Source organism: Streptomyces sp. NPDC025651, assembly GCF_055558735.1.
Genome location: NZ_JBVHLZ010000011.1, coordinates 194,127 through 219,457, shown reverse-complemented (window position 1 = coordinate 219,457; position 25,331 = coordinate 194,127). Strand labels below are relative to the sequence as shown.

General features: G+C 70.2%; 24 protein-coding genes. 7 read left to right on the top strand and 17 right to left on the bottom strand.

All coding sequences use genetic code 11. From position 1 onward, the window contains the following. Positions 1-45: 45 nt before the first annotated feature. A complete protein-coding gene (locus ACZ4D5_RS33430; protein WP_467776225.1) occupies positions 46-1,521 on the bottom strand; it encodes an FAD-dependent monooxygenase in 1,476 nt (491 codons plus the stop codon). Positions 1,522-1,584: 63 nt separating this feature from the next. Between ACZ4D5_RS33430 and ACZ4D5_RS33425 the strand changes: the two genes are divergently transcribed. Next, positions 1,585-2,208, top strand: coding sequence for a TetR/AcrR family transcriptional regulator C-terminal domain-containing protein (locus ACZ4D5_RS33425; RefSeq protein ID WP_467776224.1), 624 nt, complete (start codon positions 1,585-1,587; stop codon positions 2,206-2,208). A gap of 76 nt (positions 2,209-2,284) precedes the next feature. Here ACZ4D5_RS33425 and ACZ4D5_RS33420 read toward each other — a convergent pair whose 3' ends face one another. The 8 genes from ACZ4D5_RS33420 to ACZ4D5_RS33385 all read right to left on the bottom strand — a co-directional run bounded on the left by ACZ4D5_RS33420 (position 2,285) and on the right by ACZ4D5_RS33385 (position 10,322). Next, on the bottom strand, positions 2,285-3,346 hold the full coding sequence (locus ACZ4D5_RS33420; protein WP_467776223.1) for an LLM class flavin-dependent oxidoreductase: 1,062 nt from the start codon (positions 3,344-3,346) through the stop codon (positions 2,285-2,287). Between the two features lie 2 nt (positions 3,347-3,348). Then, on the bottom strand, positions 3,349-4,281 hold the full coding sequence (locus tag ACZ4D5_RS33415; RefSeq protein ID WP_467776222.1) for a PhzF family phenazine biosynthesis protein: 933 nt from the start codon (positions 4,279-4,281) through the stop codon (positions 3,349-3,351). Positions 4,282-4,288: 7 nt separating this feature from the next. Next, positions 4,289-5,170, bottom strand: coding sequence for a phytanoyl-CoA dioxygenase family protein (locus ACZ4D5_RS33410; protein ID WP_467776221.1), 882 nt, complete (start codon positions 5,168-5,170; stop codon positions 4,289-4,291). A gap of 64 nt (positions 5,171-5,234) precedes the next feature. Further along, positions 5,235-5,984 (bottom strand): iron-containing redox enzyme family protein, encoded by a 750-nt coding sequence (locus ACZ4D5_RS33405; RefSeq protein WP_467776220.1) that lies wholly within the window; start codon positions 5,982-5,984, stop codon positions 5,235-5,237. Positions 5,985-6,027: 43 nt separating this feature from the next. Further along, complete coding sequence (locus ACZ4D5_RS33400) at positions 6,028-7,344, bottom strand: ATP-grasp domain-containing protein (protein WP_467776219.1); 1,317 nt, start codon at positions 7,342-7,344, stop codon at positions 6,028-6,030. A 30-nt stretch (positions 7,345-7,374) separates the two neighbouring features. Then, complete coding sequence (locus ACZ4D5_RS33395) at positions 7,375-8,481, bottom strand: DUF1611 domain-containing protein (protein WP_467776218.1); 1,107 nt, start codon at positions 8,479-8,481, stop codon at positions 7,375-7,377. A 46-nt stretch (positions 8,482-8,527) separates the two neighbouring features. After that, positions 8,528-9,769 (bottom strand): ATP-grasp domain-containing protein, encoded by a 1,242-nt coding sequence (locus ACZ4D5_RS33390; protein ID WP_467776217.1) that lies wholly within the window; start codon positions 9,767-9,769, stop codon positions 8,528-8,530. 193 nt (positions 9,770-9,962) lie between these two features. Beyond that, complete coding sequence (locus tag ACZ4D5_RS33385; protein WP_467776216.1) at positions 9,963-10,322, bottom strand: hypothetical protein; 360 nt, start codon at positions 10,320-10,322, stop codon at positions 9,963-9,965. Between the two features lie 312 nt (positions 10,323-10,634). On the opposite strand from ACZ4D5_RS33385, the gene ACZ4D5_RS33380 reads away from it, so the two are divergent. From ACZ4D5_RS33380 to ACZ4D5_RS33365, 4 genes are all read left to right on the top strand, one after another. After that, on the top strand, positions 10,635-11,138 hold the full coding sequence (locus ACZ4D5_RS33380) for a flavin reductase family protein (RefSeq protein ID WP_467776215.1): 504 nt from the start codon (positions 10,635-10,637) through the stop codon (positions 11,136-11,138). Positions 11,139-11,404: 266 nt separating this feature from the next. After that, on the top strand, positions 11,405-12,754 hold the full coding sequence (gene aroA, locus ACZ4D5_RS33375; protein ID WP_467776214.1) for a 3-phosphoshikimate 1-carboxyvinyltransferase: 1,350 nt from the start codon (positions 11,405-11,407) through the stop codon (positions 12,752-12,754). A 214-nt stretch (positions 12,755-12,968) separates the two neighbouring features. Beyond that, positions 12,969-14,039: a histidinol-phosphate transaminase gene (hisC, locus tag ACZ4D5_RS33370; RefSeq protein ID WP_467776213.1), complete on the top strand. Its 1,071-nt coding sequence runs from the start codon at positions 12,969-12,971 to the stop codon at positions 14,037-14,039. A gap of 813 nt (positions 14,040-14,852) precedes the next feature. Next, on the top strand, positions 14,853-15,326 hold the full coding sequence (locus ACZ4D5_RS33365) for a helix-turn-helix domain-containing protein (protein ID WP_467776212.1): 474 nt from the start codon (positions 14,853-14,855) through the stop codon (positions 15,324-15,326). 80 nt (positions 15,327-15,406) lie between these two features. Here ACZ4D5_RS33365 and ACZ4D5_RS33360 read toward each other — a convergent pair whose 3' ends face one another. Beyond that, on the bottom strand, positions 15,407-15,766 hold the full coding sequence (locus ACZ4D5_RS33360; protein WP_467776211.1) for a winged helix-turn-helix transcriptional regulator: 360 nt from the start codon (positions 15,764-15,766) through the stop codon (positions 15,407-15,409). A gap of 150 nt (positions 15,767-15,916) precedes the next feature. Between ACZ4D5_RS33360 and ACZ4D5_RS33355 the strand changes: the two genes are divergently transcribed. Continuing rightward, on the top strand, positions 15,917-17,212 hold the full coding sequence (locus ACZ4D5_RS33355) for an MFS transporter (protein ID WP_467776210.1): 1,296 nt from the start codon (positions 15,917-15,919) through the stop codon (positions 17,210-17,212). 8 nt (positions 17,213-17,220) lie between these two features. Here ACZ4D5_RS33355 and ACZ4D5_RS33350 read toward each other — a convergent pair whose 3' ends face one another. From ACZ4D5_RS33350 to ACZ4D5_RS33340, 3 genes are all read right to left on the bottom strand, one after another. Beyond that, complete coding sequence (locus tag ACZ4D5_RS33350; RefSeq protein ID WP_467776209.1) at positions 17,221-18,039, bottom strand: arylamine N-acetyltransferase family protein; 819 nt, start codon at positions 18,037-18,039, stop codon at positions 17,221-17,223. 150 nt (positions 18,040-18,189) lie between these two features. Further along, positions 18,190-18,849, bottom strand: coding sequence for a response regulator (locus ACZ4D5_RS33345; protein WP_467776208.1), 660 nt, complete (start codon positions 18,847-18,849; stop codon positions 18,190-18,192). Continuing rightward, positions 18,846-19,997 (bottom strand): sensor histidine kinase, encoded by a 1,152-nt coding sequence (locus ACZ4D5_RS33340; RefSeq protein ID WP_467776207.1) that lies wholly within the window; start codon positions 19,995-19,997, stop codon positions 18,846-18,848. Before ACZ4D5_RS33340 ends, ACZ4D5_RS33345 begins: the two co-directional genes overlap by 4 nt. A gap of 250 nt (positions 19,998-20,247) precedes the next feature. On the opposite strand from ACZ4D5_RS33340, the gene ACZ4D5_RS33335 reads away from it, so the two are divergent. Next, the gene (locus ACZ4D5_RS33335) at positions 20,248-20,883 is read left to right on the top strand and encodes a hypothetical protein (RefSeq protein WP_467776206.1); all 636 of its coding nucleotides are present in this window, start codon (positions 20,248-20,250) and stop codon (positions 20,881-20,883) included. A 27-nt stretch (positions 20,884-20,910) separates the two neighbouring features. Here ACZ4D5_RS33335 and ACZ4D5_RS33330 read toward each other — a convergent pair whose 3' ends face one another. From ACZ4D5_RS33330 to ACZ4D5_RS33315, 4 genes are all read right to left on the bottom strand, one after another. Beyond that, positions 20,911-22,101: an aromatic acid exporter family protein gene (locus tag ACZ4D5_RS33330; protein ID WP_467776205.1), complete on the bottom strand. Its 1,191-nt coding sequence runs from the start codon at positions 22,099-22,101 to the stop codon at positions 20,911-20,913. A 119-nt stretch (positions 22,102-22,220) separates the two neighbouring features. Next, positions 22,221-22,820 carry an SgcJ/EcaC family oxidoreductase gene (locus ACZ4D5_RS33325; protein WP_467776204.1) on the bottom strand — a complete coding sequence of 200 codons (600 nt, stop codon included), beginning with the start codon at positions 22,818-22,820 and terminating at the stop codon, positions 22,221-22,223. Between the two features lie 125 nt (positions 22,821-22,945). Next, positions 22,946-25,045: a multicopper oxidase family protein gene (locus ACZ4D5_RS33320; RefSeq protein WP_467776203.1), complete on the bottom strand. Its 2,100-nt coding sequence runs from the start codon at positions 25,043-25,045 to the stop codon at positions 22,946-22,948. A 5-nt stretch (positions 25,046-25,050) separates the two neighbouring features. Then, positions 25,051-25,197 carry a hypothetical protein gene (locus tag ACZ4D5_RS33315; RefSeq protein ID WP_467776202.1) on the bottom strand — a complete coding sequence of 49 codons (147 nt, stop codon included), beginning with the start codon at positions 25,195-25,197 and terminating at the stop codon, positions 25,051-25,053. Positions 25,198-25,331: the final 134 nt, after the last annotated feature.

Here is a 25,331-nt window from a genome sequence, read left to right as displayed (position 1 = left end):
CGCCCGCCGCACCACGTCGGTCACCGGCGAGTGGGGCGAGCCCGGTCACAGAACCTGCGCACCGCCGAGCGCCCGCAGTGCGGCGGTGGCCAGCGCGCTGTCGTCCTCCTCGGCGCTCGCCCAGACGACGTGCCCGTCGGGGCGGACCAGGGCGGCGCTCACCTGGGCCCAGGCGGCCGGGGCCCGGTACAGGGTTCCGGTGCGTACGGCGAGTCCGGGCCGCTCCAGGCCGGCGAGTCCGCTGCCCTCCGCCAGGGCGAGCAGGACGTGGGCATCGGTGCGCAGCACGGTGAACAGGCTGCCCTCGGAGTCGGTGAAGGCCAGATCGGGGGCGCGGGTGCCGGTGAGCCGATGGGCCGTCGGATCCGCCGGAGGGTAGGTGACGCCGAGTCCGGTGAGGCGTTCGGACAGGGCCAGGTTGAACTCGGGCTGGTCGGCGACCATGTCGCTCAGCAGCGAGCGCAGGTCCAGGTTCTCCGGCGTGAAGGCGGACATGAGGGCGGTCTGGGCGCGGCTGTGCTCCGCCAACTGGGCGCCGACGGGATGGCGTTCGGTGTGGTAGGTGTCCAGGAGCCCGTCGGCGGCCCGGCCGCCCAGCGTGGCGGCGAGCTTCCAGCCGAGGTTGTGGGCGTCCTGGATGCCCACGTTCATGCCGACGCCCCCCGCGGGGAAGTGCTGGTGGGCCGCGTCGCCCGCGAGCAGCACGCGCCCGCGTCGGTACTCCGAGGCCAGCCGGGTTGCGTTGCCGAAGCGGGAGAGCCACTCGGGATCCCGCATGCCGAAGTCCCCTCCGGCGATGGCGACGGTCTTGGCCCGCAGTTCCTCCAGGGTGAGGTCGCCGGGCCATGCGGTGGTGAGGCTGTCGGGGCTGACGCCGACCACGCGGTGTCGTCCGCCGGGCAGCGGTGCGAGCATCAGCCCGCCCCGGGGGCCGAAGGCACCGAAGCCCGGCCGCGGCGGGTCGTCGAGGAGGACGTCGCCGAGCCAGCCGAGCACGGTGGACGGGGTGCCGGGGAAGTCGATGCCGGCGGCGGTGCGGACGGTGCTGCGGGTGCCGTCGCAACCGACGACGTACGCGGCCCGGAGGTCGAACCGCCCCTCCTCCCCCGCCACTTGCACGGTCACCGAATCCGCGCGCTCGGTGAAACCGGTGACACGGTGCCCGCGCAGGATCCGTGCACCGAGCGCGAGCGCGTGCGCCTCCAGGAGTTCCTCGGTCCGGGCCTGGGGCAGGGCGAGGGTGTACGGGAAGGGGGTGCCCAGGCCCCGGAAGTCGAGCCGCTGGTCGAGCATGGCGAAGTGGCCGTTCGGGATCCGCACCCCCTCGTCGAGGAAGGCCCGATGCACGCCGCGCGATGCCAGCACCTCGATGGTGCGCGGGTGGATGGTGAGCGCCTTGGAGCGCCGATCGATCTCCGGACGCTCCTCGACGACTGTGACGGTCGCGCCGCCCCGCCGCAGTTCCGCGGCGAGCCAGAGGCCGACCGGCCCTCCCCCGGCGATGACAACTTGCTGCTCCATGAAGCCTCCCGAGCTCATTCTTGGTCACTGACCAATGCGTGTCGTCCGTAGTAAACTAGGTCAATGACCAAGAGGCAAGCGAGCGAGGACCGCGGGGCGCGTCTCGCCCCCGACACAGTGATCCGTACGGCACTGGAGCTGCTGGACGAGAAGGGCCTTGACACCCTGTCCACCCGGGCCGTCGCGGACCGGCTCGGCGTGCGGATGAACACCGTGCTGTGGCATGTGAAGACCAAGGCCCGGATGCTGGAACTGATGGCGGACGCCGTGGTCGGCGAGATCCCGCTCGACGCCCTGCCGGACCCCTGGGACGAGCGCGTCCGCGAACTGGCCCGCCGCTACCGAAGCGCCCTGCTCGCCCACCGCGACGGAGCCGCGCTGGTCGTCGGCACCAACGCCGCCGAACCGCACACCCTGCGCTTCGCCGATGCCCTGGTCGGTGCGCTGTTGGACGGCGGCCTCGACGACCGGGAGGCCGCCTGGACCACGTGGACGATCACGTACTTCGCCCTGGGGCTGACCCAAGAGGAACAGGCCACCGCCCAACAGTCCCTCGAGGGACGCCTGTCAGCCGCGGTCTCCGAAGCCGCCCACCCGGCCCTCCACCGCGTGCTCGCGCACTTGGGTGCGGAATCCTTCGGCGAACGCTTCGAGTTCGGGCTGTCCGCGATCCTCGCGAGGGCGTGAACGACGGTGAGCCGGCCGGCCGTTCACCGGACACCGGCGAAGTACCGCGTGTACGTCCCGGACATCGGCTCCGTGATCAGTTCATCGCGCGGTCGGCGGAGAGCCCGGCGCGTTCGCGTCGGCGCAACAGCGGCAGCACACGGGTGTAGAAGATCCGCATCTCCTCCCGGGTCGGCCAGCCCGAGAAGATGAACTCGCTGATCCCGGCCACCTTGTACTCGTAGAGATACGCCGCGACTTCCTCATAGCTGCCCACCACGCACAGGGCCGGTCCGCCGCGATAGGCCACGGCACCGGAGAACAGCATGGGAGAAAGCCAGTCGGATTCAGTGGACTCGGCCAGCCGGAAGGAAGTGTTCACCGCCACGGAGTCCGAGGCGGCCACGGCATCCGCGATCCGCTTGCGGTGTTCTTCGTCGGGATCGCGCATCATCTCGGCGAGGTCCGCCAACGCCTCCTCACGGGTTTCCCTCGCCAGCACATGCATGCGAGTTCCCACCCGGCCGCCCTGCGCCAGGACGGGCTTCGCCGCCGCGGCCAGCCCCTCGGGAGTGTCGCCGTACCGCAGCCAGCAGTCGCCGTGGTCCATGGCGGTCTGCTGTGCCACGTCGGATGCCCCGCTGACGTATATCTCGGGGCGGCCTCCGCCCTTGTATCCCAGGCCGATCTGCGCGTCCTTGACGCGATAGTGCTCGCCCTCGTAGGACAGCGGGGTCTCACCGCGCCAGAAGCGATGGAGAATGTCCAGGAACTCGTTGGAGCGTGCGTACCGCTCGTCGTGGGCGAGGAAGTCCCCGTAATACGCCTGCTCGGCCGGGGAGGTACCGGCGACCAGGTTGAGGGATATCCGCCCGTCCGACATCCACGAGACCGTGTTGACCACCTGGGCGAAGAGTGTCGGCGGGAGCAGCCCGGGACGGTAGGCCAGGAGGAACTTGACGCGTCGGGTCTCGCGGACCAGGGCGCCGAGCATCGGAAGCGGGTCGGGCATGTGGAAGCCGATCCCCATGAGGAGCGAGTCGACGCCCAGGCGGTCCGCTTCCTGCGCGAAGTCGACGATCCCATCGAAGTCGAGCCGGCCGATCCGGTATTTCCCCGACGCCTTCTGCTGCCCGCTGAGCGGCGAGTTCCAGTGCACCCTCAGCTCATTGGAGTCTGACTGCGGTTGGCGTGACAAGCCGCTGACGACCACGTTCTCACCTTCCGATCCCTCAAAGTCCGATGGTCCTGCTCCGTCAGCACCCGTGCGGTGCCGCCGAGTTCGACGCGCAGGTCCGGTCCCGCCGTGGCGGTGATCGTGGCGTGGCCGCCGAGGGCGTCGCCCATGTCGACGGCGATCCGGTGGACGCCCCGACCGGCCAGGTGCGCGGCGAGACAGGCCGTGCTGTTGGCGTTGGCGATGTCTTCCGGAACGCCGATCGAAGGGGCGAACATCCGGGCCGCGAGCGTGCCCTCGGGCGAAGGATCCGAGTGGACGTACGCGCCGAGGAGGCCGAACCGGTCGCAGGCCGTCCTGAGGCGGTCGAGGTCCGGGCGCAGCGCGGCGAGCGCGGCCCGGGTCGGGACCGGCGCCAGAAGGCGTTCGCGGCCAACGCCGGCGATCCGGACGTTCGGCCCGGCCTCGTCCGGCGCCAGACCGAGGGCCCGAAGGACGAGATCGCGCTCCTCTGCGGTGGGTTCGCGCAGGTCAACGGGCCCGGGGTCGAAGGCGGCGGTGATCAGCTCGCCGTCTCGCTCGGCCCGCCCGGCGAAGACGCGCCCACCGGCACGCAGGGTGGCCCGGTAGGGCCCCGCACCGCCGTGCAGTGCCGCGAGGAGGGCGAGGGCGGCGACCGTGCCGTGACCGCAGGCGGGCAGTTCCCCTTCCGCGGTGAAGAAGCGCAGCTCGGTCGTGCCGCCGGTGCGTCGTACGTACACGGCGTGCGAGGCCCCGTGGGCGGCGGGGATCCGGCGCCGTGCTTCGTCGCCCGGCGCCGGGCCGTCCACGTCGTCCTCCAGGACGACGGCCGTGGGGCTGCCGCCCGCGCCGCTCCGCAGGCAGGCGCGGACGACCGTCACGTTCGGCGTGCTCATAGAGCTCTCACTTCGCCTCCTCCAGCGTGGCGTACCCGGTGGCCGCCGCGGTCGCGCTCTTGTCGGCACCCTCCTGGAGCTGGAAGAGCGAGCCGAAGGGGCGCTCCGCGAGCGGAAGGCGCCAGGCCCCGGCCTCCACCCGTGCCGTGTCCGACACGCTGCCCCGCAGCAGTTTCACCCCGGGCTCGTTGTGGCCGGCGTGCGAGCCGAAGTGGATCGGGTAGGCGTCGGCAGCCCGGTAGGCCGGCAGGAAGGCGCGGCGGTACCGGTCGGAGCGGTTCGGCGACGAGTAGTGCAGGAGCAGGCAGTGGATGAAGACGACGCTGCCGGCGGGCGCCTCGATGGGCACGGCGAGCGCCGGGTCGGGGGCGTCGGCACCCGCCACCTTGCCGCGGAAGTAGCCGTCGACGTAGTGGTCGGCGAGGCCGCGCCGATGAGAGCCGGGGACGGCCTGGAGCGCGGAGTTCTCGGTGGTGGTGTCGTCCAGGTAGACGAGGGCCGTCACCAGGTCGGTGTTGGTGTGGGGGTAGTAGGCGAAGTCCTGGTGCCACTCCACGACACTGCCCACCTGCGGGGCCTTGAGGTGGAGCTTGCTGTAGTGGAACAGGATGTCGGGGCCGATGAGTGCCTCGACGTGGTCGAGCAGTTCGGGGTGGGCGGCGGCCCGCTCGAACGCGGAGTGCTGTTTGGTGGGCGACCAGATCCTGCGGGCCATGCCGTTGTCGCCCGGCTCCACTTCGGCGACGGAGCCGATGTCGGGGACGTCCAGGATCTCCGTGATGGCGGTGTTGAGCTCGGCGACCTCGCTCGGGTCGAAGAGCCGCTCGGCGACCGCGAAGCCGTTCTCGCGGTACTCCTTGACGAGCGCGTCTGTGTGGGGTGCGGACATTCGCGGGGTTCCTCTCTGCTGGGCGGCGGGAGTCCCGCCGCCGGCGCGGGTCCGGGACGTGCGGTCAGACAGCGGCTTCCGCGTGCTTGGCGACGGTGTCCTCGTAGATCTCACGGAAGAACATCGCGAGGATCTCCTGGACGTCGTCGATGTACTTGAACACCTGCTGGAAGTCCTCCTCGCTGAAGATCAGCTGGTGGAGGATGTCCCACATCTCCTGGGAGTGGTCTTCGGTCGCGTCGACGTGGAGGTGCGCGGCCTGGCCCTTGACGTTCTCCTTGCCGAGCCGCTTCTGGAGGTTGTCGACGATGGCCGGCTGGAGCTTGATCTGGGTGTACTCCACCAGGTAGTTGGAGACGACCGGGGCAAGGGCCGACTCGTGCTCCAGGGTGTAGTAGAAGAAGCCCTCGAAAAGGCGGGTGGAGAGGTAGGGCTCGGTGGCCTGGATCTCTTCCTCGGTGACACCGGCGGCCAGGGCGTCGCTGATGTACAGCTTGTCGTGGAGCATCTCGTCGGCCTGGTACTGCGCGTAGTCGCGCGCGGCCCTGGGCGCGACCTGGGCGATCTTGTAGATGGCCTTGGACTGGCTGACCCGGGAGAGGCGGATCCGCCACACGTGCTCGATGAGGGTGCGGCGGTAGTACGCCTGGTGGAGCTCGGGCTCGGTCAGGTGGGAGGCGAAGGGGACGGTGGCCTTCCACTCCGCCATCTTCTTGTCCAGGTAGCGGTCGAGCTCGGCCTTCTTCAGACGGCTCTGCTCCTCGTTGTAGAACGGCTTGGGGTGGGTGATCCCGGTGTTCTGTACGCGGTTCATCGCGTTCTCCTTCAAGAGAGGGTGCACGGAAGGACGTTCAAGGTCAGCGGTAGCGGACATGGAAATGCTCCGTCGCGTGTCGGTCGAGGAAGGCGGTCTCGGCGTCGAGCCGGTCGGCCGCCACGTCCCACAGGGCGTCCATCAGGCAGATCCCCCGGTCGGACGCCTCGAGTTCGGTTCCCTCCGTCACGTGGACGCGCAGGATCCGGGGCGGCCGGGTGGGCGGCTCGAAGCGGATCGCGTCCACGGTCCGCCCCTTCTCTCCGTACTTGCTGAGGAACACGGCCGCCCGGGTGGGTGCGCCGGTGCGCAGGGCCTCCAACTGGGAGGCGGCGGCGAGCCGGTCGTGGAAGGCGTCGCGCTCGCCGTCGGGCAGCAGCAGGGACTCGGTCCACAGGGCGAGGAGGGAGTGCCCGGTGACGGTCTGGACGCTGGCGTTGATGAGGCTGCCGCCCATCCGGGGGTTGATCTCGATGATCTCCCAGCGCTTCCTCGACTCCCAGTACTTGACCTCGACGTGGAAGGCGCCATCGGTCAGCCCGTGCCCCGCCAGCGCGGCGAGGCAGCGGGTGACGTGGTCGGCTCCCTCCAGGACGAGTTCGCGGTCGAGACTCACGGGCGGGCTGACCGACATCCCCTCCAGGACGGTCCGCTCCAGGCGTTCCACGCGGGCCTTCTCGTGGACGCACAGGTGGTGGATCCGGCCGTCGAGGACGACGGTCTCGAAGCTGAACTCCGGGCCCTCGACGTACTCCTCGACCAGGAAGTCGTACCGGTCCATGAAGATCGCCTTCATGCGCCGGTCGGCGCGCATCTGCTCCTGGATCGCGGGCAGGTCGGCCAGGTCGTCGACGTCGTCCAGGACGAAGGTCGCGAAGGACGAGGCACCGCGTACCGGCTTGACGAACCAGCGTGCCGAGGCGTCGAGTTCGGGGGTCGCGCCGGGGGCGACGCGGTGGACCCGCACCTCGCTCAGTCCCTCGGCGAAGAGGTGGCGGCGCAGCTCGTACTTGTCGAGGCAGAGGCGCAGCGCGGGCTCGGTGGAGTCGCGCGCGCCGAGCCGCTCGTTGAGCTCGGCCATCAGGAGCCGGTAGCCCTCGAAGGTGGCGAGGGCGGCCTCGACCCGGTAGCCCCGGTCGGCGAGCTCGCGTACGGCCTTCTGGACGTCGCCGGAGCGCAGTTCGGGCTCCTCGGTGACCACGCAGTCCGCCACGTGGCGGCGGCTCGCGTCCAGGGCCCCCGGTGTCTCCGGCTGGGAGCTGAGGCCGACCAGGGACAGGCCGAGCCCGGCGGTGGCCGCGGCGACCTCCTCGGCGTACGACTTGCCTTGGTGCATGAGAAGCAGGATCGCTGTCTTCATCGGTGCATCTCCTCGCAGTCCCCGGTGCCCTCAGCGCCGGCGGACCAGTTGGCGGACCGCGGTCTCGCGCCGGTGGGCGCGCAGGATGTCCACGAGCCGGGCGGCGCCGCCCTCACGGACCGGGTCGACGACGGGCAGTCCGGTATCGGCCTCGATCTTCTCGGCCTCCCGGCGGTAGTCCTCCTCGGTGAAGCCGATGCTGTTGACGCTGACGGCGGCGACCTTGGCGGGCCGTTCGAAGACGGAGAGCTCCTCGTTCATGCGGATGAGCTCGGGCAGGGGGATGATGGGCGTCTCCCAGACCTTGGTCCGCTCGGCGCCGAGGCGGTGGCAGAAGACCAGGGCGTGCGGCAGGGCGCCGTGGAGGATGGCGAGGGCGACACCGCTGAACCCGATGTGGTTGAGGGAGCCCTGGCCTTCCACGACGACCCATTCGCGGCCGGCGGCGGCCTCCATGACGACGTGTTCGACCGCGCCGGCCATGAAGTCGCCGGGCACGCCGTCGACCGCGACGCCGTGCCCCGAGATCAGCATGCCGGTCTGGCCGGTGGCGGCGAAGCCGGTGGAGATGCCGCGGCGATTGGCCTCGTTCCAGATCTCCAGGGCTGTGGTCTTCTTGCCGATGTTGGAGTCGCTGCCGCACGTGTGGACGACCCAGGTGTCCAGGTCCAGGACGCGGGCCCTGTTGAGCGGCACCGTCGGGGAGTCCTTGGTCTCCCAGACGGTGACGCCCTTCTCACGCACGGCACGGGCGATGTCCGGATCGTCGGCGAGGCGGTAGTGGATCGAGTTGATCAGGTGGAGGCCGCTGCGGACGGCCGCGAGAAGATGCGGCTTCCAGCCGGAGGGCAACTCGGCGGAGTGCAGGCCCTTGCCGATGACCATGACCTCGGGACGCAGAGGCAAGGCGTGCTCGACGCGGCCGACGATCGGGATCGCGCCGCCGTAGCCGAGGACCTCCTGGACGGTTTGGCCGGCCTTGCGGCTGTCGATCACGGCGACGCAGCGGTCCCCGCGGTAGCGGATCAGCGAGGCGGCGATCTTGCTCGTAAAGAGTCCGAAGCACCCCTCGGCGAACAGTACGAAGTTCTTGTCGACCAGCTCCGCATGGTTCAACTGGGCCACGTCTTCCTCCATGGACTCGACGGTTCGATTGCCGATGGCACGAGATGGTTCGGGCGCTCTACGCGACAGGCTCAGTCGTCAGGCGGTACTGCGCACGCGCCTGGCGCACGGCCTGCTCGATCTGCTCCTGGGTGCCGCCCCGGAAAAGGAAGCGGCCGCCCTGGAGCGTGGCGTACGAGCCGGGCCGGGAGACCAGAACCTCACCCGCCCTCGGCACCAACTCCCGGTACACATAGGGCACTTCACCAAGCAGCGGGGTGGCGGCGGTGACCTTCTGGGGCAACGGCTTCGGCCCTGGGATGATCAGCCAGCCGCCGCTCAGCTCCGGGTCGGGGACCGGCGGTTCCACCGGGCGCCCGAGCAGCACGTCGACCCACAGCCGGAAGAGATTCACGCCGTGGACGTCGTGGATGACGTACGGCACGTCGGCGCCGGGCACCCGGGCTCCGACCTCCAGGAACACCAGCTCGCCGCCGGTGTCGAAGAGTTCGAGGTGGAAGGCGGAGCTCCGCAGGCCGAGCGCGGTCAGGCAGCGCAGGGCGAAGTCCTCGCAGCGGCCGCGCACCACGGGGTCCGTCTGGAAGACGGAGCCGAGCGGTTCGCCCTGGAGCTCGAAGTCCAGGCAGGTGGAGACGTAGCGCGAGGTACACAGGAACAGCGGCTTGCCCGCCGCGTCCAGGACGCCGTCGACATGCAGGATCTCGCCCCGTACGAACTCCTCGACCTCGAGGTCGAGCAGGCTCCGTTCGGCGCACAGGGCCCGCAGCTCCTCGGCGGATGCGATCTCGCGCACTCCCTGGCTGGACGCCCCGCGCACGGGCTTGACGACCACGGGGTAGCCGAACTCCTCGGCGGTCGCGAGGATCTGGGCCTCGGTGCGACAGGACGCCCAACGCGGCACTCGGATGCCGGCCCGCGACACCGTCTCCTTCATGACGGTCTTGTCGCGGAACCGGGAGGTCTCCTCGGGGCCGGAGCCCGGGACGCGGTACCGCTCGCGCAGGGTCGCCGCGAGGTCGAGGAGCATTTCGGAGAAGGCGATGACGTGGTCGAACGGGCCCTCGTCGCGAACGATGACGTCGACGATCCCCAGCACGCCGTCCAGGTCCCCGAAGTCCGGTACGACGTGGACCCGTTCGGCGTCGGCGGGCACTCCGCTGCGGCCGCCCTCGTCGCAGACGTACGTGACGCGGTCGGTCTCCGGATCGAAGACGATCTCGGGAGCGGCGAGGCGGTTCTCCCAGCGCCGCTCGTCCTCGTACAAGGGCCAGCGGTTCAGGAACAGGATTGCGCCGGACATGGATGTCGTCCTAACGGTTCACAGAAGAAATGGAAGTGCCCGGCCGAGGCGGCCGGTTGACGGCGGCGGCGACGGTGTCGGCGGGCCTTTCGGAACCGGAGAATGAACGTGAACCTGAATCCCGGGAACGACCCCCGACGCGTTGTTCGCGCTGCCTCAGCCTGGCATGGGACCGGCCTGGCCAGAATAGGACCTAAGTCCCAGCGCCCGCGGCCGGGCAGCCCTCGATCCAGGAGACGAGATCCCCGGCAGTGGCGGGCCGGGCCCTGTCGCAGCCGGTCTCGGCGACGATGATCTGAGCGCCGGCGCGGCCGATACCGGGAATCATGTCGATCTCATCGATATCCATGTCGAGGCCATCGATATTCGTGTCGAGGCCATCGATATTCGTGTCGATGCCATCGATATTCGTGTCGATGCCATCGATATCCGTGTCCCGCTGGAGCCGGGCCGACAGCATGGTGATCCATGTGTCCAACTGACCGATCCCGGAAGCGAGATGGTCGATATCGTCCAGCGCCCGCGGGGCACGTTTCTCCGTTGATCGGCGCATTGACCATGGCCCGCCCGCCCCGGCGACAACGAAGATCCGGAACTCCTTGCGCAGGAAACGCCATGGGCAGATGGGCCTATTGCCCGTGCATCGCGCGGGACACAAACTTCCTACCGCACCCCCACCGTCGGAGGAGTGCTGTCGGCGTCAGGGAACCCTTTTCGAACTGCCGCCCCGACGACGAGGCACCAAGCGGTGGGATGGCATGTTCTCGCTCCGCGGATATCGCCGTTGCCGCGCGCGGCGGGGACACGGCCCTGCGACTGGGCTTCGAAATCGGACTGAATTCACGGGACAGGTGGTGGTGCTGCCGTGACGCAAGGGACAGAGACGGTACGGCGGGCGAGCTCCGAGGACTTCCGGGCCGCAATGGCCCGCTTCGCGGCCGGAGTCGTGGTGGTGACGACTCTGGGAGACGGCGGATTGCCGCGCGGCTTCACGGCGAGTTCGTTCTGCTCGGTGTCGCTGCACCCGCCACTGATCCTGGTCTGTCTGGCGAACTCGGCCGACTCGTTCGCCGCGTTCGCCTCCTGCGGGCGCTTCGCGGTGAGCGTGCTCGGCCCCGAACACAGGCCGCTGGCAGAGCGGTTCGCGACGAAAGGCGCCGACAAGTTCGCGTCGAAGGGCCTGTCCCGTACGCCCGGCGGACTGCCGACCGTGGCGGGCGCGCTCGTCGAGCTGGACTGCGAGGTGCACGCCAGGCACCCGGCCGGGGACCACATGATCCTGATCGGCCGGGTGGCGGGCGCGCGCCTGAGCGAGGCCGCGGGAACCCCCATGGTCTATTACGAGAAGTCCTTCCGGTTCCTGGCCTGAGCGAGGACCCGTACACCCGGCGGCATGGGCAGATGGACCTATTGCCCGCGCATCGCGCGGGACACAAACTTCATATCGCGCCCCCACCGCAGGAGGAGGGCTGTCGTGCGCGCCAGGATGCCCTTTCGAACTGCCGCCCCGACAACGAAGCGCCAAGCGGTGGGACGACATGTTCTCGCTCCGCGGATATCGCCGGCCCGGACGTCGAAGCGACATCGCTTGCACAGGTATCAGACGGCGAATGATGGGAAACGGGAGATACGAGGATGCTGCTGCAGGTTGATCCGGTCGATTCCTTTTCGGGAACGTTCCGCGTCCCTTCTTCGAAACCGGAGACACAACGGGCAATTCTGACCGGCACACTGGCCGATGGCACGTCACGGGTTTTCAACGATCTCCGTTGCGACGAGACGGAGACGATGAAGAACGCCTGCCGCGCCTTCGGTGCCAAGATAGTCGAGCACGACGGATTCCTGGAGATCCAGGGCATCGGGCAGTCGTTCCCGCACATCCGGCGCGTCATCCAGTCCCGCGGCTCGGGCCTGGTGTTCCGCATCGTGACGGCGCTGGCTTCCGTACAGCCGTCGCCGGTCGTGGTGACGGGCGACGCGACCCTGCGCAACCGCGTGATGGAGCCGCTGCTGCAGGCGCTGCGCGAACTCGGCGCGGACATCGAGTCGATCGTCAGCGACAACAAGGCCCCCGTCGTCAACTGGGGGCGCGGTCTGAAGGGCGGCACCTGCCGACTGCCGGGCGACATCAGCTCGCAGTTCATCACCGCCGTCCTGTTCGCCGCGCCACTGGCCGAGGGACCGGTGGAGATCGAGGTGACGGGCGAGGTCTACTCCCAGTCGTACATCCGGCAGACGCTGGCGAGCCTGTCTGACGCGGGCATCAAGGTCTCCGCTTCGGAGGACCTGCGTCACTACAAGGTGGAGCCCTCGTCCTACCAGGCCCAGGACGTCACCACGCACGAGGACTACACCTCGGCCTCGTATCTGCTGGCGGCCGCCGCGCTCTTCCCGGGCCGGACCGTCCTGACCAACGTGTACGGCGACAGCATGCAGGGCGAGTTCGCGATCGTCCCGATCCTGGAGCAGCTGGGGGTGAGCGTCACCTTCGACCGGGCCACCTCGTCGCTGACCGTCGACAACCCGCCGGGCAGCCTGTGCGGGGCCTTCGAGGTGGATGCGCGGGACTGCCCCAACATCGTGCCCACGCTCGCCGCCCTCGGGGCGTACGTGCAGGGCAGCCTGCGGGTGACCGGCGGACGCCTCACCCGCTTCCACAAGGCCTCACGCATCGAGGCCATGGCCGCCGAACTGAGCCGCGCGGGCGTGGACATCGAGGTCCTGTACGCCGACGGGGTCTGCGACGGCTTCGAGGTCCGCGGCGCGCGGACGTACCCCGGCGGAGTGACGCTGTCCAGTTGGGGCGACCACCGCATCTTCATGTCGCTGTTCGTGGCGGGCCTGCGGATGCGGTCCGCCAACCGGTTCTCGGGCTTCGAGGACGTCCGGCTCTCCTTTCCCACTTTCCTGGAGGAGTTCGCCAGGGCGGGAGTGCGGACCACGGCCGTCGAGGAGGAGAACGCGCCCGCCGAGGCCGTCGGCTGACCCCGGCAGCGATGTCGGCGCGCGGGCTGGATCTCATGCCCGCGCGCCCTGACGTGGCGCGGGCCCCGAACCCTCGAAGCCCCGAACCCTCGGAGCTTCGAAGCCCCGAACCCTCGGAGCTTCTGGGCTCCGGAGCCCAGAAGCTCCGGATCCCTCCCGATGAACGGCGCCTGCGCACGACCGTCCGCGTCCCCCGTTCAGGAAGTTCCCCCCGATGTCTCCCTCACCTGCCCGCCCCCGGCTGCGCGCCGACGTCTCCGGGTTGCCTCGCTACGTACCCGGCCGAGCCGCTCCCAGCGACCTGGTGGACAAGCTGTCGTCGAACGAGAACCCCTATCCCCCGCTGCCGTCGGTCGTCGCCGCGATGCGCGAGGAGTTGGGGCGCGTCAACCGCTATCCCGATCCGGCGGCCAGTGGACTGGTCACGGAGGTGTCCGCAGCCCTTGATGTGCCCTCGGAGCACCTCGTGCCGGGCACCGGATCTCTCGGGGTCGCCAAGGACCTGTTGCACGCCGCGGCCGGCGAAGGGGATGAAGTGCTGTTCGCCTGGCGCTCGTTCGAGGCGTACCCGCTTCTCGTCTGGGCCACCGGGGCAACTCCGGTGCGGATTCCGCTGCGTGACGAGCGACACGATCTGGAGGCCATGGCCGATGCGGTGACAGACCGCACTCGCCTGATCTTCGTGTGCAACCCCAACAACCCGACCGGCACGGCCGTGCACCGCGGTGAGCTCGGGCACTTCCTCGACCGGGTGCCCGGCCACGTGCTCGTGGTGCTCGACGAGGCGTACCGCGAGTTCGTCGACGACACCGATGTGCCCGACGGCATCGCGCTCTACCGCGACCGTCCCAACGTCGCCGTTCTGCGCACCTTCTCCAAGGCGTACGGGCTGGCGCGGCTGCGCGTCGGTTACGCGGTCGCGCATCCGCCGGTCGCGGCCGCGCTGCGGGCCTGCGCCGTGCCGTTCGGCGTCAGCGGTCTCGCCCAGGCCGCCGCCCGGGCCTCGCTGAACGCGGAATCCGAACTGCTTCAGCGGGTACGGACCCTGGTCGCCGAGCGTGCCCGGGTCACCCGTGCGCTGCGGGCCGCGGGCTGGGACGTTCCCGACAGCCAGGCCAACTTCGTCTGGCTGCGCCTCGGTTCGCGTACGCCGGCGTTCGCCGACGCGTGCGAGACGGCGGGAGTCATGGTGCGCCCCTTCGGCGACGAGGGGGTGCGGATCACCATCGGCACTCCCGAGGAGAACGACCGTCTGCTGAAGATCGCGGCCGCCCCGCGGGCGTAAGGCACCGGCGTTTTTGGACGGACCCGGGAATTCCGTCGAAACTTTTGGACACTCCCCGGAATTCCGTCAGCACCATTGGACGGATTCCGGAATTCCGTCACTGCACCCATGTCGCGCCGACCGCGGTCGCATTCCGGCCATGATCCTTGTTGAGACCTTCTTTCGACGAGTCTCGTGCGTGATTGACTCAAGCAATCCAAGATTTAAACCAAAAACACTAGCCAATTGCCCGCGCGAGCGTGTAGCTTTTGATCCGCGCTTGAGCAGTTTCAATCTACGCATCGAGCGTCAAGAGGGACGCCGTCGTCCGCCAGACACGCGCCGCTTTCCGGTGGCGCCACCCATTCTTTGCGGCGTCCCCATCTTCACCTACGAACAATCTGGCATGCTTGCACGGGGGAGATTGCATTGACGTCATGCCCACATGCGCTTTCTGGTGATCTGCCGCGCTCCGACATTCATGGCGAGTTTTTCAGAAAGAGATCCACCGACTCGGCAGTGAAAGTCGATCAACCCGGCGGAGTGATCACTCGGCCACTCACACGGCATAGCTCGACCGGAGGTTCGACGCCGCCCCGGCCCTTGCGCCGCGCGGTGCCGCAGACCCGCCCCCCACACCCCCTGACCTGGTACCCCCGCACCACGTCACGCCCGGACCCGTCTCCCCTCCCACCTCCCCCGGCGGCCACGCCGACGTCCTGCGCTCCCTGGCCCTTACGGCCAGGGTGGGCGAGATGTCGGGCCGCTGCCGTGCACGAAGTCCTTGAACGTTTTCTCTTATGCCCTTCGGGATAAGCGAGGAAGAGACAAGACGTGGAAGAAGCACCGGCCGAGAATCTCACCTGCCGGGAGTTAGGCGTACTCCGCCTGCTGGCCCTGGGGTTGAGCAATCGGCTCATCGCCCGGAAACTCGGCATATCCGAGAAGACCGCGAAGAACCATCTCAGCAGCATCTACTTGAAGATCGGCGCCACTGACCGCACTCAGGCCGCCCTCTACGCCCGGCACATCGGCCTGATCGGCCCCGGGGAAGCGGCTCCGTCCGCTCCGGCGTCCGTTCCCGCGCTCCAAGAAGATGCGCCGCCCGCCGGCCATGCCCTCACCGAACGTGAACGGGGCGTGCTCTGCCTGCTCGCCCTGGGGCTGAGCAATCGGCTCATCGCCCGGAAACTCGGCATATCCGAGAAGACCGTAAAGAACCATCTCAGCAGCATCTACTTGAAGATCGGCGCCACCCATCGCACTCAGGCCGCCCTCTACGCCCAATACGTCGGCCTCGCTTCCTGATGCCGGGCGCATCCGGGACCGCGACGACGTCGTCCGCGAACTGCCGTGCTCCGTCCGGCAGTTCGCGGACGACGCACGGGTCAGAGAAGCGGCCGACGGGCCCGGGCCGCCTCGATGTCCTGGACGTGCTCCTCGGCCCAGCGCCGCACGGCGCGGAGCGGCACGAGCAGAGAGCGGCCCAGCGGCGTCAGGGCGTATTCGACGCGAGGCGGGTTCTCGTCGTACTCGTGGCGGCTGACCAGACCGTCGGCCTCCAGGGAGCGCAGAGTTTCGGTCAGGACCTTTGGAGTGATGCCCCGGATATGCCCCTTCAGTTCGCTGAAGCGGCGAGGTCCGTCGTCGAGGGCGTTGACGACGAACACCGTCCAGCGGGCGCCGATGCGGTGCAGCACCGTGCGGCTCGGACAGGTCGCCGCCATCACGTTGTACGCCTTGCCCATGGCTGCCCCCAGTTTCGTTGAAGGTACCGGTATCAAATCCATACCGTTGCCCCCGATCCTACGAGGGGAGGGGCCTGTCGGGCCTGGAGGCCTCGGCGCACGAGGGCATCCCGAGCACACGCCACCACCCAGAGCCGGAGGGACAGCCAGTTGGACACCAGCAAGCAGTACCAGCAGAGCGAACGGACCGAGGAGGCGGCCGCGAAGGACACCGGAGGAGGGTTACCGGCCTGGCTGGTGGCCCGCGGCCTCATCCCCGAGACGAGCGCCAAACGCGTCTTCGCCGCCGCGACCTTCGTGAACCAGATAGGCAAGGGCCTCTTCATCGCCGGGGCCGCGCTGTTCTTCACCCGTTCCGTGGGCCTCCCGGTCTCCCAGGTCGGCTTCGCCCTCGGCGCCGCCGCCCTGATCGGACTCGCCGCGGGTATCCCCGTGGGCCGCCTGGCCGACCGGCGCGGCCCGCGCGAGGTGTTCCGGCTCGCGGTCATCGTGCAGGCCCTCGCCGTGGCGGGGCTGGTGTTCGTGCAGTCCTTCCTCTCGCTGATCGCGTTCGTGTGCGTGGTCGAGCTCGCCACCTCGGCCGGTACGGCCGCCCGCGGCCCGCTGACCCGCACCCTGGGCGCCCCGAATCCCACCCGCTACCGCTCCTACCTGCGCGCCCTCAACAACATCGCCGTGGGCTGCGGAGCCCTCGCGGCCGGCGTCGCCGTCCAGTTGGACACCAGGACCGCGTACGTGACCCTGATCCTCGGCACCGCCGCCACGTTCCTCGTCTCCGCGGCCCTCTCCTCCCGCATCCCGTCCATATCGCCGGTGAAGGCCCCGACGGAGGGCAGCCGCTGGCCGGCCCTCAAGGACAGGCCGTACGTGGTGCTCACCGCCCTCGACGGCATCATGACCATCCAGAACCAAGTGCTGATCTTCGCCCTACCGCTGTGGATCATCGGGCACACCGACGCGCCGCGATGGTTCGTCGGCGCGAGCGTGGCGGTCAACACCGCCCTCGTGGTCTGCCTGCAGGTACGGGTCAGCCGCGGCGTCGTCAACAACAGGGCGGCCGGCCGGGTGGCGCGCCGCGCGGGGGTGGCGTTCCTCCTCGCCACGGCCCTCATCGCGGCGGCGGGCGGCGCGCCCGGATGGGTCGCCGTCGTCGTCATCGTGCTCGGCGTGGTCGTCCACACGGTGGGCGAACTCTGGCACGCCGCCGCCGCGTTCGAGTTGTCCTTCGGCCTCGCCCCGGAGCACGCGCAGGGCCAGTACTCGGGTCTGTTCGCCATCGGCCAGGGCCTGTCCAACGCGGTCGGCCCGCCGCTGCTCGGCCTGCTCTGCATCGGCTGGGGAGAGCCGGGCTGGCTCGTCGTGGGGGCTCTCCTCCTCGTCGTCGGCCAGTTCGTGCCGCTCGTCGTGAACTGGTCCGACCGCACGCGTGCGCACAGCCCTGGCTGAGCGCCGTGCTACTCCGGCAAGCGGGTGCCCTCGGGGAGCCGGATCCCGAACTCCCCGCGCAGGACGGCGAGCACCTCGTCCGCGTCCGTGAGCTCGCGCTTCTTGCGGATGCCGTCGGCGGTCGTCTCGGTGAGGGTCCGTCCGGCGAGGGACAGATGGGTGTCGTCGAGGGTGCGCTGGGCGTACACGGAGCGGGAGAACGGCGAACGCGGGTGGGTGGCGATGTACCAGTTGATGACCTCGTAGTCGGGCCGCTCGAAGGGCTCGACCGTGAAGCCGTACTGGTCGTCCCAGCCGCTGGTCTCCGTACCGTGGGCCTGGAGCTTCCACGTGTGCAGCGGCCCGTCGTGGGGCGCGTGGACCAGCCGGTGGCGGCGCGGGGCGTCGTGCAGTTCGGCGCCGGCGGTCAGCGGGAGAGGTTCGAGCAGGGAGCCGAGGCTGCCGAAGCCGACGTCGGTCACGTACGGCACGGGCTCGCCGGGCACCTCGGTCAGCATCAGCATGTGGGTCCGCGGCCGGACGTCGCCGGGCTTCGCTCCGACGAGGACGCGCGCGGTGAGCAGGGTGACCTCGAAGCCGATGGCCTTGAGCACGGTGGCGAACAGGGTGTTGTGCTCGTAGCAGTAGCCGCCGCGCCCGCCGTGGACGAGCTTGGCCTCCAGGTCCGCCGGCGCGAGCGAGGGAGCGCTGCCGAGCACCGGGTCCAGGTTCTCGAACGGGATGCCGGTGACATGGGCGCGGTGCAGGGACCGCAACACGTCCAGGGTGGGCCGGCGCTCCCCCGACCAGCCGATGCGGTCGCAGTAGGCGTCAAGATCGATCGTCATGCGCTTACCGTACGCAAGCGGTTCGGACTCCACCTCGGTCTGCCGCCCGATCCGGTGCCCACCTGGTCCTAGGTCCGTCGTCCGAGGACTCGGCCGCCCCGCTCAGGCCCGGGGAGCCTTCGTGGCAACCGGCACCGGCCGGGCGTCCGCTCACAGCAGGCCCAGGTCCCGGGCTCGCAGAGCGGCCTGGGTGCGGTCACGCAGAGCCAGGCGGCCGAGGATGCGGGAGACGTGGTTCTTCACGGTGCCCTCGCTGAGGTAGAGCTGCGCGGCGATCTCCCGGTTCGTCCTGCCGCGCGCCACGAGCCGCAGGATGTCGATCTCGCGCGGGCTCAGGGCGACGGCCGGCTGCGCCGGTGGCCCCGGGGCGGGCAGGGAGGCTGCGAGGGAGCGGGTCACGGAGGCGTCGAGCTGTGTGACGCCCGCGTGCGCGAGGCGCACCGCGTGGGCGAGCTCGTCGGCCGGCAGGTCCTTGAGCAGATAGCCGCAGGCGCCCGCGCGCAGCGCCTGGACGACGTACTCCTCGTCGTCGAACGTCGTCAGCATCACCGCCCGGCACTCCGGCGCCTCGCCGCGCAGCACGGCGACCGCCTCGACGCCGTCCACGCCCGGCATCCGGACGTCCATCAGCACGATGTCCGGGCGCAGTTCGAGCACCTTCGCGACGGCGTCACGCCCGTCCACGGCCGTGCCGACGACCGTGATCCCCGGCCGGATGGAGAGCAGCGACGCGATGCCGTCCCTGATGAGCCGCTGGTCGTCCACGACGAGCACCCGCACCGGCGCCGCCGCTCCCTCGTCCTCGCTCATGGCGCCCCTCCCCCAGCGGTGCCGCGTGGCACCGTCACCGTCAGCCGCGTCCCCGTGTCCGGGCCGCTGTCGACGTGCACGCTCCCGCCCACCAGGTGTACCCGCTCCCGCATCCCGCGCAGCCCGAATCCCGTGGTGGCGCTGTCCGGGGCGAAGCCGCCGCCGTCGTCGCTGACCACGAGCCGCGCGGTGCGCTCGGACAGGTGGACCGTCACCGCCACGAGTGAAGCCCGCGCGTGGCGGCGGGCGTTGGTCAGCGCCTCCTGCGCGGCGCGGTACAGCGCGGTCAGCTCCGCCGTGCCGTAGCCGTCCTCGCTGCCGGTCACCTCCACGGTGACGCGGGGCCGTGCCTCGCCGTCGCGCGCGAGGTCCGCGAGTGCCGCTGCCAGCGGCTCGCGGGTCGTCTCGCCGCGCAGGGCCCGCACGGACTCCCGTACGTCGCCGAGTGCGCGCCTCACCGATTCCCTGGCCTCGTCGACCGCGCGCCTGGCGGCGTCGGGCTCCACGGTCCGGAACTCGGAAGCCATCTCCAACTGCACGGAGATCGCGGTGAGATGGTGCCCGAGGCTGTCGTGGAGATCGCGCGCGAGACGGTTGCGTTCGGCGGCCGCGGACAGCTCCGCGACCCGCGCGGCGTACGCCTCCAGAGCGCGCCGCCCACGCTGCTCTCCGACGGCGACGGCCGCCATGGAGAGCGCGAGGACCAGGCCTACGCAGAGCATCAGCAGGTCCGACACGTGCTCCAGGTCGCGGTACCAGCCCGGGGCGGTCAGCAGGTACCCGGTGAGGAGCCCGGCCACGCACAGCGCTCCCAGCGCGAGCGCCGTGCCGCGTCCGAAGGCGAAGTACGCGGTGAACGGCAGCAGCACGAAGAGCACTTGTGCCAGCCCCGACACGTCGAGGGCGACCACCGCCGCGATCAGACCGGCCCGCGCGAGCAGGACAGGCCACGCCCGGGCGAAGAGCCCGCGCCGCGCCACCACCTCCAGGGCGAACAGAGCCGCGAGCCCCGCGGCGAAGCCCGCCGTGCGCCACAGCGGCGGCCCGGCGTCGGGCGCGAGATCCGCCGCCACGTAGTAGAGGCCGCCGGTGAGCACCGCGGCGTACAGCAGTGGTGACACCCACGGCATGGGTGCGTACGACACCATGCGCCCCCTCCCGCGTGCCGCCCAGGTTAGGCGGGCGGCAGCCGACGGGCGAGGGTCCGGGGAGGGGCGCGACCGGGAGTGGCCGTTCGGCACGTGCCGAACGGCGCGACAGCGATGCTCAGTTGGGTGACGACCGGCGGCCGGACTCGCCGATCCGCACCTGCCGTCGCCGTTCGGCGGCTCCTAGCGTTCTCGGCCCCGGCTCGCGCGTTCCGGGCCGGACCGTCCTTCGACGCATTGGAGAGGCCTCATGCCAACCCCTCAGCCCGAAGAGAACCGGCAGCCCGCCCGTCCCGCCCGCATCGGCGCCCTGTCCGGCGCGTTGGCCGGGCTGCTCCTCGCCGTGCCCTCGCTCGCCGAGGCCTTCACCGGGGAGACCGCCGTGACCGGTTTCTTCCTCGCCCTGTCCCCCGCTTTCGCGCTGCCGCTGCTGGGCGCTCTGCACCAGCGCCAGAGCCCGGTCACCGGCCGCTTCGGGGAGACGGCCTACGTCGTCAACCTCATCGGCCTCGGTCTGTTCGGCGGGGCCGCGTTCACCTCGAACCTGGTGCTGTTCTATTTCGACGAATCCGTCGTCGAGGACACCCTCACGGGTCCCACGATCCCCACGCTCATCGGCTCCGCGGGCATCTTCGCCGTGGGCTGCGCCCTGTTCGGGGCGGCGACGGTCCGGGCACGGGTGTTCCCGCGGATCCCGTCATGGACGTACGCCACGGCGTTCCCGCTCTTCGCCTTCCTGATCGCCCTGCCCGAATCCGTGCTCACCAGCGCCCTGCACATCGTCGTCGGCGCCACGCTGGCCTGGTTCGCCGGCGCGCTGTGGAGGTCGGCCGGGACGGGGGTCTCGCGGGCGGATGAGCTCGCGGGGCGCACGGGTACGAGGTGAGGGTGGATGACCGGGGTGTGGGTCCGCCTACTCGTGTGTCCAGCCGCGAAGGGTGTCGCTGGTGTACTGGACCTCTTCCATGAGGCGGGTGGCCTCGATCACCAGGACTCCGTAGGGCCGGGCGGGATCAGCCAGCGGAAGGGTCCGCGCCTCGGCTTCCGCGGCGACCTCTCGACGGCGCGCCTGAGCGTCGTGGACCAGTCCGTTCAGATCCGCCGTCTGCCGGCCGAGGTCCGTCTCGTCCAGCGTGCTCAGCGCGAGGGCGATCTCCGACACCGCTTCGAGGAAGGCCGCGTACCGGTCCAGGAAGTGACGGTACTGGTAGTCGTTCTCCTCCTGCTGCCACTGGTCGAGGCTCCGCGTCAGGGAGGCCAGTTGTTGCAGGGTCCGTTCCAGGGCGTTCAGCACCGTCTCGTAGCCATGGAAGGTCGGATGACCGCGGTGGCGGCTCAGCAGCCGCCTCGGGTTGTAACGGACGCTCTCCTTCGCCGTGTTCAGGCCTGCCCTGGCCTGCTCGATCAGGCTGTCCGTCCGGGCGATGTCCTCGCGCCACCTCGTGATGGTGTCGCCCGCGGGCGCGCCCTCGCGCAGGGCCGGGTGCATGGCAGCGGTCAGGTCGTGGAGTGCGCGGGCGAGGATGCGGACGCTGTACTCGGCGCTGCGGTAGCGCAGCGGCGGGACAACGGTGACGTTCACGACCGTGCCGATGACGCAGCCGATGACGACCAGCAGCACGATCTGTCCCAGCTGCGTGATGCGGGTGGTGTTGTCGGTGGCGCTGCTGTAGGTGGCGAACGCGAAGAACGCCGCGGTGGCCACCTGCGATCCCTGCGCGCCCAGCACCCGTGACCGCCCGATCGCCAGGGCGATGAGCGTGACCAGGACGAAGGTCAGCAGGTCCGGTCCGGCGAGGAAGCCGAACACGGCCTGCACGGCCACCCCTGCGGCGACCGCGCCCACATATCGCAGGGACTGTGTCACGGACCGGTAGACCGTGACGTGCATGATCGTCACCGCGGAGAACGGCGCGAACGCCGGGGACCGCGCGTCCATGACGTACGAGGAGACCACCCACGCCAGCGAAGCCGCGAGCGTGCTCTTGGCCATCAGCAACAGGGCGTGCCGCTCGGAGCTGGGGTAGCGGACGGCCCGCTGCCACCACTGGATCGCCCGCACGCGCCGTCCCGGCTCCCGGGCGTCCGCGTCACTGTCCTCCACGCCGCACCTCCCTGTGACTCCACTCTCCCTGTTCCACAGGTGCCCAGCCGGTCACTCGCAACCGGCAGCACTCGGCACCGAAGGGGTGCGGGAGGTGACGTCGGTGATCGGGGCGCGGGTCACCTTTCCGCCTTGGGGGCGGTATCGGGGGCCCAGAGGAAGGAGAAGCGCTCCATGACGTTGCTGCGCTCAGTGTTGTGGAAGGCCGCGATCCGCCAGGTGTCGTCGGTGTCGCGGACGAGGGTGAAGGTCGTCACCTTCGAGAGTTCGTCCGCGCCGGGCTCGTCCCCGGTGTAGTCGGCGCCGCGGCTGGTGAGGACGGCGACGTCCTTGGTCAGGAAGCGCATGTCGAGGTACCTGGCGGCGAGCTTGCTGTCCTTGAGGAAGCCCTTGAAGAGTGCGCGGTGGCTCGCGGTGATGTCGGCGCGGCCCTCGTAGTGGCTGCCTATGTAGGTGGTGTACGTGCCGTTCTCGGTGAACTGGCGGCCGTACGCCTCCGCGTCACCGCGCTCCCAGGCGTCGGCGAGGGCGTCGAGGGTGGCGCAGACGGCCCTGCCGTCGCGGCGGTCGGCGTCGGCCGGGATCACCTCGCCGCAGGTTTCGGCGCCGGTGCGCTGCACATCGGAGGTGGCGTCGAGATAGAGATAGGTGCCGGTCGCGCCGAGGGCGAGGACGAGCGTGGCGACCAGAGCGGCGCGCTTGACGAGCTTTCGGTTCATGGTGAGGACTCCCCGTTCGGTGGTGGTGGATTGGTGGCGCGGTGGCGCGGTGGCGCGGTGGCGAGCCGCAGTGCTCCGGGCGGCGTGGTGGCCGGAGCTCGTTTCTGGCGCGTCGGAACTCCTCCTTACTCGGGCTTGTTGCCGACGGGGCCGCCGATCTCGTACGGCGTGGTGACGTTGTCGTACGCGAGGTGCATGACCATGCCGAGCTTGCTGTGCCAGAAGTTGTGGCAGTGGTCCATCCAGATGCCGGGGTTGTCGGCCTTGAAGGCGACCTGGACCGCCTCGCCCGGCCGGACGAGCACGGTGTCCTGCCACATCGGGCTGCCGGAGGCGCGCTTGCCGTTCTTGCTCAGCACCAGCATGTGGTGGCCGTGCAGATGCATCGGATGGTCCTCGCTCCCGCGGTTGACGAAGGTGGCGCGGGCGACGTCGCCTTCCTTGATCATCAGCATCGGGGTGTCCGGGAAAACATGGCCGTTGATGGTCTGCTTCAGCCCGAAGCTGCCGTCGTAGAAGCCCAGCCACTCGTCGAAGACGAGCTTGTACTCGCGGTCGAAGTCGCTGTCCGGGCCGAGCTCCGTCCTCTTCGGGCTGCCGTAGCCGTACGGATCGAATTCGGGGCCGCTCAGCTCCGCCCTCAACTCCCCCTTGCCGTCCGGGGAGTACACGATGCCCGCGTCCGGCGCGCTGTTGTCGGTCACCCGCACCGGGCCGTCGGGCATGGTGAATTCGACGTCCATCCGGTTGCCGCCCCCGAGCACCAGCTTCTTGCCCTTGAGCGCGGTCGGCTTGTGCACGTCCGTGCCGTCCAGGGCGGTGACCTTGTACGGGACGCCGTCGACGGCGAACTCGCGGGTGCCGCCGCTGGTGTTGGTGAGCCGTATCCGCACCTTCTCGCCCGGCTCCGCGCGGCGCCGCTCCAGCTCGTCCAAGGCGCCGAGAGCGGGCACCGTGCCCTGGTCGGTCTGCCAGTCGTGGGCGAGGACGCTGACGTCCCTGTCCACCGGCCGGGTCTGCTTCTTCGGCTCGATGATCAGGGCGCCGAACAGGCCTCGGTCGACCTGCTCGGAGGCTGCCTGATGGGAGTGGTACCAGCGGGTGCCGGACTCCTCCACGCGGAAGCGGTAGGTGAAGGACTTGCCGGGCAGCACCGCGTCCTGGGTGGCGCCGGCCACGCCGTCCTCGCCGTTGGGGACGTCGACGCCGTGCCAGTGGATGGTGACCGGGGTCTTGCCGGGCAGCTCATTGCGCAGCTTGATCTCGACCAGGTCGCCCTCGGTGACCCGCAGTTGGGGCCCGGGAACCTGGCCGTTGTACGTCCAGGCGTCGACCGTCCTGCCGGAGGCCAGCTTCACCTTCTTGGCCTGTGCGGTGAGGGAGAAGCGCCGGTCGGGCGTACCACTCCTGGGACCGCGCAGTTCGTCGACGGAGACCTGATCGGCACCGCCGGTGCCGGTGGCCATGTGGTGGTGGCCGGCCATGTCGTGGTGCTGCCCGGCGGCACCGCCGCCCCAGTCGACCTCACCCTTCATCATCGAGAAGGTGTGCGGGAGCCGACTGCCGGCGATCCCGTGACTGACCAGCCCCGCCACGGCGCCGAACACCACCACGCCCGTGCCGAGCCGGACCGCCAGTGCCCGTCGCCGCGGGATCTCACGGCCGGTGAGCAGGCGCTGCAGCCGCACGTTGGCGCGCCATACCAGCAGCCCGGCGACCGCGGCCGTGATCAACCCGTAGGCGCCGAGACTGATCCAGAACGACCGGTCCGGCGGCAGGACCATCTGCGCGAAGCAGCCGAGGCCGCCGAAGGCCGCGAGCCGGGGCGGCACGACATGGCGCGGGGCCCTGGCTCGCGACTGCTGCTCCAGTGGCACCGGCGCAGCCCGGTCGGGCAGCCGCACCCGGGCGGCGGACGCCAGCCACGGCACCGTCCAGGCGGTGGTGGCGATCGCGGCCGGGAGCAGCATGACGACGGTGGTGAACAGCCGCCGGTCGGCGACGAACACCCAGCCATGGCGGGCGAGCAGCCCGTACACGACGAGCCTGGCGGCGGTGAGCAGCAGGGCCACGGACACCAGCGCCAGCGCGATACAGGACATGCGCCGCATGCGGCCGACGGTGCGGCGGCCTTGCTGCAGGCCCGTCGTGACGGCGGCGAACAGCCAGGCTGGGAGCAGAACGATGCCCAGCGCGAGGTCGAGTCCGGATGCGGCGACGTACACGGCCGTCACCCCCGGCCCTGCGGCCGTCGGGCCGCGGTCGAGTGCGGCTGCGGCGGGCGTCCGCGCGGTCGGCGGATGTCGCGGACGGTCGGGTCGCCGAGGGCCCGGAGGAGGCGGCGCCCTGCTGCGGTGGTTTCGCTGATCTCAGGCATGCCGTCAGCGTGGCGATCACCGCACCGGCCAGGCATCCGCCGATCCTCGCTCCCTTCCTGCGCGGAAAGTTGCAGGACGGGCCATGCTGCGTACAACTATCGATTGACGCGTGCCCTTCCGCACCGCGGCTAGC